We start from the raw sequence: 5,988 nt of genomic DNA, 5'->3' as shown, positions 1-5,988 counted from the left end.
AGACTGTGGTGTGTCAGTAAACACGGGTGTGGAGTGGCACACCGCTTTCGCGAGCAACCCCGCTCCCACAGGGGATTTGTGGTGATTAGTGGAAACTCACCACTCCGCAAAACTGCCATCGGCATGGCGCCAGATCGGGTTGCGCCAGCGGTGGCCGACGGCGGCGCGTTCGATCACGTATTCCTCGTTGATCTCGATTCCCAGGCCCGGGCCGTTGGGGATCTTCACCATGCCCTGGTCGTAGTCGAACACCCGTGGATCTTTCACGTAGTCGAGCAGGTCGTTGCTCTCGTTGTAGTGAATGCCCAGGCTCTGCTCCTGGATGAACGCGTTGTAGCAGGCCGCGTCCAGTTGCAGGCACGCCGCCAGGGCGATCGGGCCCAGCGGGCAATGCAGGGCCAGCGCCACGTCGTAGGCTTCGGCCATGTTGGCGATCTTGCGGGTTTCGGTGATGCCGCCGGCGTGGGACGCATCCGGCTGGATGATGTCGACGTAACCTTCACTGAGCACACGCTTGAAATCCCAGCGCGAGAACAGACGCTCACCGAGGGCGATCGGGGTGCTGGTCAACGGCGCCAGTTCCTTGAGCGCTTCATAGTTTTCGCTGAGTACCGGCTCTTCGATGAACATCAGTTTGTACGGATCGAGTTCCTTCATCAGCACCTTGGCCATGGGCTTGTGCACCCGGCCATGGAAGTCCACGCCGATGCCGACGTTCGGGCCGACCGCGTCACGCACGGCAGCGACGTTGGCCAGGGCCAGGTCGACTTTTTCGAAGGTATCGAGGAACTGCAACTCTTCGGTGCCGTTCATTTTCACTGCGGTGAAACCACGGCTGACCGCTTCTTTCGCAGCCCGCGCGGTGTCCGCCGGACGGTCGCCGCCGATCCACGAATAGACCCGGATCTTGTCCCGCACCTGGCCACCCAGCAGATCGCTGACCGACACACCCAGCGCCTTGCCCTTGATGTCCCACAGGGCCTGGTCTATGCCGGCCAGGGCGCTCATGTGGATCGCGCCGCCACGGTAGAAACCGCCGCGGTAGAGCACGGTCCAGATGTCTTCGATGTTGCGCGGGTCCTTGCCGATCAGGTAGTCGGAAAGTTCTTCGACGGCAGCGGCAACGGTGTGGGCGCGGCCCTCGACCACGGGCTCGCCCCAGCCGGTGACACCCTCGTCGGTTTCGACTTTGAGGAAGCACCAGCGCGGCGGAACGATGAAGGTGGTCAGTTTGGTGATTTTCATCTGCTTGTCTCTCTTGTTAGATGCGGCGCTCAGGGCGCCGGAAAAGTCTTAGCGAAGGGCTTTCCAGGCAGCGACATAGGCCTTGGCATTGGCCGCGACCTGCTCGGGCGTCATGCCCGGTTTGAACAGACCGGAACCGAGGCCGAAGCCTTTGACGCCAGCGTCGATGAACACCTGCATGTTGTCCGGGGTGATGCCGCCAACCGGGGCCAGAATGGTTCCTGCCGGCAACACCGCCAGCCAGGCCTTGGCCACGGCCGGGCCCATCTGCTCGGCCGGGAACATCTTCAGAATGTCCGCACCCTCGGCCAGCGCCGCGAACGCCTCGGTGGGCGTCGCGACACCCGGCGACAGCGACAGGCCCGCCGCTTTCGCCGCGCGCAGCACCTTGGCATCGCAGTGCGGCATGACGATCACCTGACCGCCCGCCTCCTTCACTTGCTCGACCTGCTCCGGCGTCAGCACCGTGCCTGCGCCGATCAGGCAATCGGCGGGCAAGGTATCGCGCAGGATGCGGATGCTGTCGTAGGGCTCGGGGGAATTGAGCGGCACTTCGATGACGCGAAATCCGGCGGCGTACAGAACCTCGCCGATGGCCGCGGCCTCTTGCGGGCGCAGGCCGCGCAGGATGGCGATCAGGCCGTTTTGCGCCAGTGCTTGCTTGAGCATCTCAGGACTCCAGTCAGGTTTAACGGGAAAGGTTGGCGGCGATGAGCCCGGCGGCGACCGCCAGCTGCCACAGACCGCGTTCGGTGGCCTGCTCGGCCAGGATCACCCGGGCAAAGCCGCAGGCATCCAGCGCCCGGCTGTAGCGAGCGCACAGCTGGGAGTTGCCGATCAGGACGATCGACGGCAAGTGCACGCTGTTGCGGCGCTGGCGCTGGGCATTGGCCAGGGCCGAAAGTTCGTGGCCGATCAGCAGGCCGGACAGGTAATCGGTCTGCTGGGCGCCATTGAGTTCGCCGGTCAGGCCCAGGGTGCGGGCGCTGAACAGGGTCGACAGCACGCCGATGTCGCCATCCGCCGACATCGCCACCTGCACGCCGCGATCAAAGGCCTGGCCGTCGAACGAGCCGCCACGCTGCAGGGTGCGGCCGAGAATGCTGTGTTCGCTGAGTACGGCGAAGACTTCGCCGGTCATGAAGGTATCGAAGTGCACGATGCAGCCATCGGCCACTTCCACCCATTTCGAATGGCTGCCCGGCAGGCCGATCAGCAGATCGCCGTTCGCTTCGTGCGCCAGGCTTTGCAGCACGCCGAGCACTTGGGTTTCTTCGCCGCGCATGACATTGGGCAGACGCGAACGCTGGATCACCCCCGGCACGATGTGCACGTCGACACCGCGCAGGCTGCGCACGGTTTGCAGGGAGGTGCCGAGGTTGGCGACGTTCGCCGGGGTGTCGCGGTAGGTCGCTTCGCGCCAGCCCTGGGCGCTGCCGACCATGCCGCAGGCGATCACCGGCAGATTCGGCTGGGCATCGAGCCAGTCACCGCAGGCTTCGTCAAACGCCAGTTCAAAACCGTCGGCGCATTCGCGACCGTTGATGATTCGAGGCGCCTTGGGCAACTGCATGATCCCCGACGCCAGCGAACGCTGTTCGAGCACCTGGCCGCCTTCGGCAAGTTTGTAAGCACGTAATGAGGTCGTCCCCCAATCGAGCGCGATCAATTGCGCCTGCATCGCTTCACCTGTTCTGGTTTTTGGCAGTGAGTGAGCGGGACTATAAACCCGGGAGCGGGGAAATCTCAATATATAAATATCAATCCCATATATTGAGATAAAGACAAAAAAGATCGCAGCCTCCGGCAGCTCCTACACAAATCTCTGTAGGAGCTGCCGAAGGCTGCGATCTTTTGAGCGGTTAAGCGGTGATCAGTTGCCTTCAGCGAACTCGCGCAACACCTTGCCGTCCATGCGATAGCGCACCCACTCCTCCTGCGGCTGCGCGCCCAGGGATTTGTAGAAGTCGATGGCCGGGGTGTTCCACTCCAGCACGCTCCACTCGAAGCGCCCGCAGTCGTTGGCGCAGGCGATTTTCGCCAGGTGCCGCAGCAGGGTCTTGCCCGCGCCGCCGCCGCGTTGTTCGGGGGTGATGTAGAGATCTTCCAGGTACAGGCAGTTGCTGCCCAGCCACGTGGAATAGCTGAAGAAGAACACGGCAAAACCGATGGCCACGCCGTCGCGCAGACAGATCAGGCCATGGGCGGTGGCGCCTTCGCTGAACAGGCTGCGCTCGATGTCGGCGACGCTGGCGATGACTTCATGGCGGGCACGTTCGTAGTCGGCCAGTTCAGTGATGAACGCGAGAATTTGCGGAGCATCGCTGGGGGTTGCCGGGCGGATTTCGATCGTCATGGACGTGCCTTGTCGGAAAATGGAAAACGCCATACTAAGGCTGCGCATTACCTGTGGCGAGGGGATTTATCCCCGTTGGGCTGCGAAGCGGCCCCCCAAAAAAAAATGGGACTGCTGCGCAGTCCAACGGGGATAAATCCCCTCACCACAGACAAGCCCCCTCGCCACAGAAGCCCCCTCGCCACAAGGAATATTGGGATCATTCCGCCCGGGGCTAACCTTGGCATCGCGAACCTCAGACCTAACATCCGCACCCAGCGTGGTAGATAGACACCCTGCGCATTCATCAGGTCAAGGAACCGCTTCATGTCTACCGCAACACCTCCCGTTTCCGGCAAGTTGTTCGGCCTGTTCTGCCTGGCCAGTTACCTGCTGTCGCTGTCCTACGGATCGACGTTTCTGCTGTCGCTGCTGATCGGTTCGCGCGGCGGCAACGAGCACGATGCCGGCAGTGTGATTTCCGCGGCGATGCTCAGCACCTTCGTGGCGGTGATCTTCTCCGGTCATCTGTGCGACCTGCTTGGCGCGGCGCGTTCGGTGGCGTTGTTCGGCGTGCTGCTGGTGGCCGCCAGCCTGGGCTTTGCACTGACACCTGGCTTCGGCCATCTGCTGCTGTTCTTCGGTCTGCTGCTGGGCATGGGCTGGGGCGTGTTCTACACCCTCGGGCCGATCATCGTCGCGAGTCTGGTCAGCCCCGCGCAGCGCGCCAAATACTTCGCCCTGCTCTCGGGCAGCATGATGACCGGGATCGGCAGCGGGCCGTTGCTCGGTCGCGCGGCGAGCGCCCTGGGTTATCCGGTGACCGCAGCGTTTTACCTGGCTGCAGCGGCCAGCCTGATCGGTGTGCTGCTGTTCTGGCGACTGGACCGCCAGCTGAAAATCGCCTCGACGCAATCCACGGCGGTCTCGCGAATTTCCTGGCAGGCGGCGAGCCAGGTACTGAAATCCCGGGCGGTGTTCCCGATCATCATGGTCGGCCTCGGCGGTTGCGTGTTCGGCGGTCTGTCGAGCTTCCAGACCAGCTACGCCGCTGCGCGCTCGCTGGACTATTCGCTGTTCTTCCTGGGCTTCATGAGCGCGGCGATCAGCAGCCGTATTCTGATCGCCGGCATCGTGGTCAAACGCGATCCGTTGCGCGCATCGTGCCTGTTGTCGGGGCTGATGATGGGTTCGATCCTGATGTTCGGTTTCGGAGTCGACGGCGGTTTCAGCTACGTGCTCGCGGCAGTGATGCTCGGGGTCGGTTACGGGCTGACCTACTCGGTGATCAACGGCCTGGCCGCCAACGAAGCGCCGAGCGGCACCACCGCGCAATCGCTGCTGCTGTTCAGCCTGTCGTACTTCATCGGCGTCTTCGGCTTTCCGCTGCTGGCCGGGAAAATCATCGTCGAGCACGGCATGGCGACGCTGTTGCTGACTGTGCTGGCGGTTGCGGCTTTGAACTGGTCGATCACTCTCGGTCGCCTGATCTGGTGCCGGGTAAAGACAGACCGGACACTGCAACACGCCTGAACCGTTCGTCGACCATCAGGCACCAATTAGAAGCGAGGGCGGACCAACGTCAGGTAAGGACTCTAAATCAATGGAGAGAACACCATGATCACGTCCCGGCTGACCGCCCTCGCCTTCGCGGCACTGTTGTCCCCTCTCGCCATCGCGGCGACGACCGCCTCCGGCACCGGCCCGACCAACCCGGTCGAAAGCCCCAAGGCTCCCGCCATCCAGAGCGCCCCCGGCATGAACACCAACGGCGCCGAAATGGATAACAGCCTGCCGCCGTCCACCGGCACCGACCCTCGCACCCAAGGCAACGATAGCGGACGCCAGGGCGGGCTCAACTCGCCGGGCACTGCCACACCAGACAACGCCGGCCCCGGCATCGGCTCGAAAACCACCACCGGTGGCTCGGGCTCCGAAGGCGGCGCAAGCCAATAACACACTTCGCCGGAAAGACCTGTCCATCACCATGAGAGGTAACCATGAACGTCGATAAAAACCTGGAGAAAGAAGTCCTGACCCGCCTGTTGCACGCCCACCCGAACGGTTTGGGCAAGGAGGTCCTGGACAATTACCGGGGGGAGAAAGTCGTGGCCAGCACCCTCGCCACCCTGCAAGACCGCGGACTGATCCAGCACGGCAATGTGCTGTGCAACGAAGCCGGCGAGCACTCGCTGAACCTGCCGATCAAACTCAGCGCCGCTGGTGTCGAGGCGGCTCGCAAGCTGGACGTTTGAATACATCCAGCAAGCAGGAGAAATCCCATGCCTCGGGGAAGCGGGAGTTGATTGAGGTGTTGCACAAGGTTGGTTAACTGTCAGGATTTTCTTTGTGCTTGAGGGCCTCTTCGCGAGCAAGCCCGCTCCCACATTGGATCTGTGAACGACACA

7 protein-coding genes are annotated in these 5,988 nt (G+C 62.8%); 3 read left to right on the top strand and 4 right to left on the bottom strand.

Annotation, left to right across the window (positions count from 1 at the left end; genetic code table 11):
- Positions 1-96: 96 nt before the first annotated feature.
- The 4 genes from dgoD to ACW9JE_RS27875 form a co-directional block, all read right to left on the bottom strand.
- A complete protein-coding gene (gene dgoD, locus ACW9JE_RS27890) occupies positions 97-1,245 on the bottom strand; it encodes a galactonate dehydratase (protein ID WP_224536146.1) in 1,149 nt (382 codons plus the stop codon).
- Positions 1,246-1,293: 48 nt separating this feature from the next.
- The gene (locus tag ACW9JE_RS27885) at positions 1,294-1,914 is read right to left on the bottom strand and encodes a 2-dehydro-3-deoxy-6-phosphogalactonate aldolase (protein ID WP_457434584.1); all 621 of its coding nucleotides are present in this window, start codon (positions 1,912-1,914) and stop codon (positions 1,294-1,296) included.
- Between the two features lie 19 nt (positions 1,915-1,933).
- Positions 1,934-2,926, bottom strand: a complete 993-nt coding sequence (locus ACW9JE_RS27880; protein WP_457434583.1) for a 2-dehydro-3-deoxygalactonokinase — start codon at positions 2,924-2,926, stop codon at positions 1,934-1,936.
- Positions 2,927-3,118: 192 nt separating this feature from the next.
- Positions 3,119-3,601 carry a GNAT family N-acetyltransferase gene (locus ACW9JE_RS27875; protein ID WP_224536139.1) on the bottom strand — a complete coding sequence of 161 codons (483 nt, stop codon included), beginning with the start codon at positions 3,599-3,601 and terminating at the stop codon, positions 3,119-3,121.
- 306 nt (positions 3,602-3,907) lie between these two features.
- On the opposite strand from ACW9JE_RS27875, the gene ACW9JE_RS27870 reads away from it, so the two are divergent.
- From ACW9JE_RS27870 to ACW9JE_RS27860, 3 genes are all read left to right on the top strand, one after another.
- Entirely contained in the window at positions 3,908-5,113 is a 1,206-nt protein-coding gene (locus ACW9JE_RS27870) for an MFS transporter (protein ID WP_457434582.1), read from the top strand.
- Positions 5,114-5,197: 84 nt separating this feature from the next.
- Entirely contained in the window at positions 5,198-5,536 is a 339-nt protein-coding gene (locus ACW9JE_RS27865) for a hypothetical protein (RefSeq protein ID WP_224536135.1), read from the top strand.
- Positions 5,537-5,580: 44 nt separating this feature from the next.
- Entirely contained in the window at positions 5,581-5,835 is a 255-nt protein-coding gene (locus ACW9JE_RS27860) for a hypothetical protein (RefSeq protein ID WP_224536134.1), read from the top strand.
- Positions 5,836-5,988 lie beyond the last annotated feature (153 nt).

The sequence above is a fragment of the Pseudomonas sp. SDO55104_S430 genome, assembly GCF_054070595.1.
This window is presented reverse-complemented; position numbering and strand designations above follow the sequence as displayed.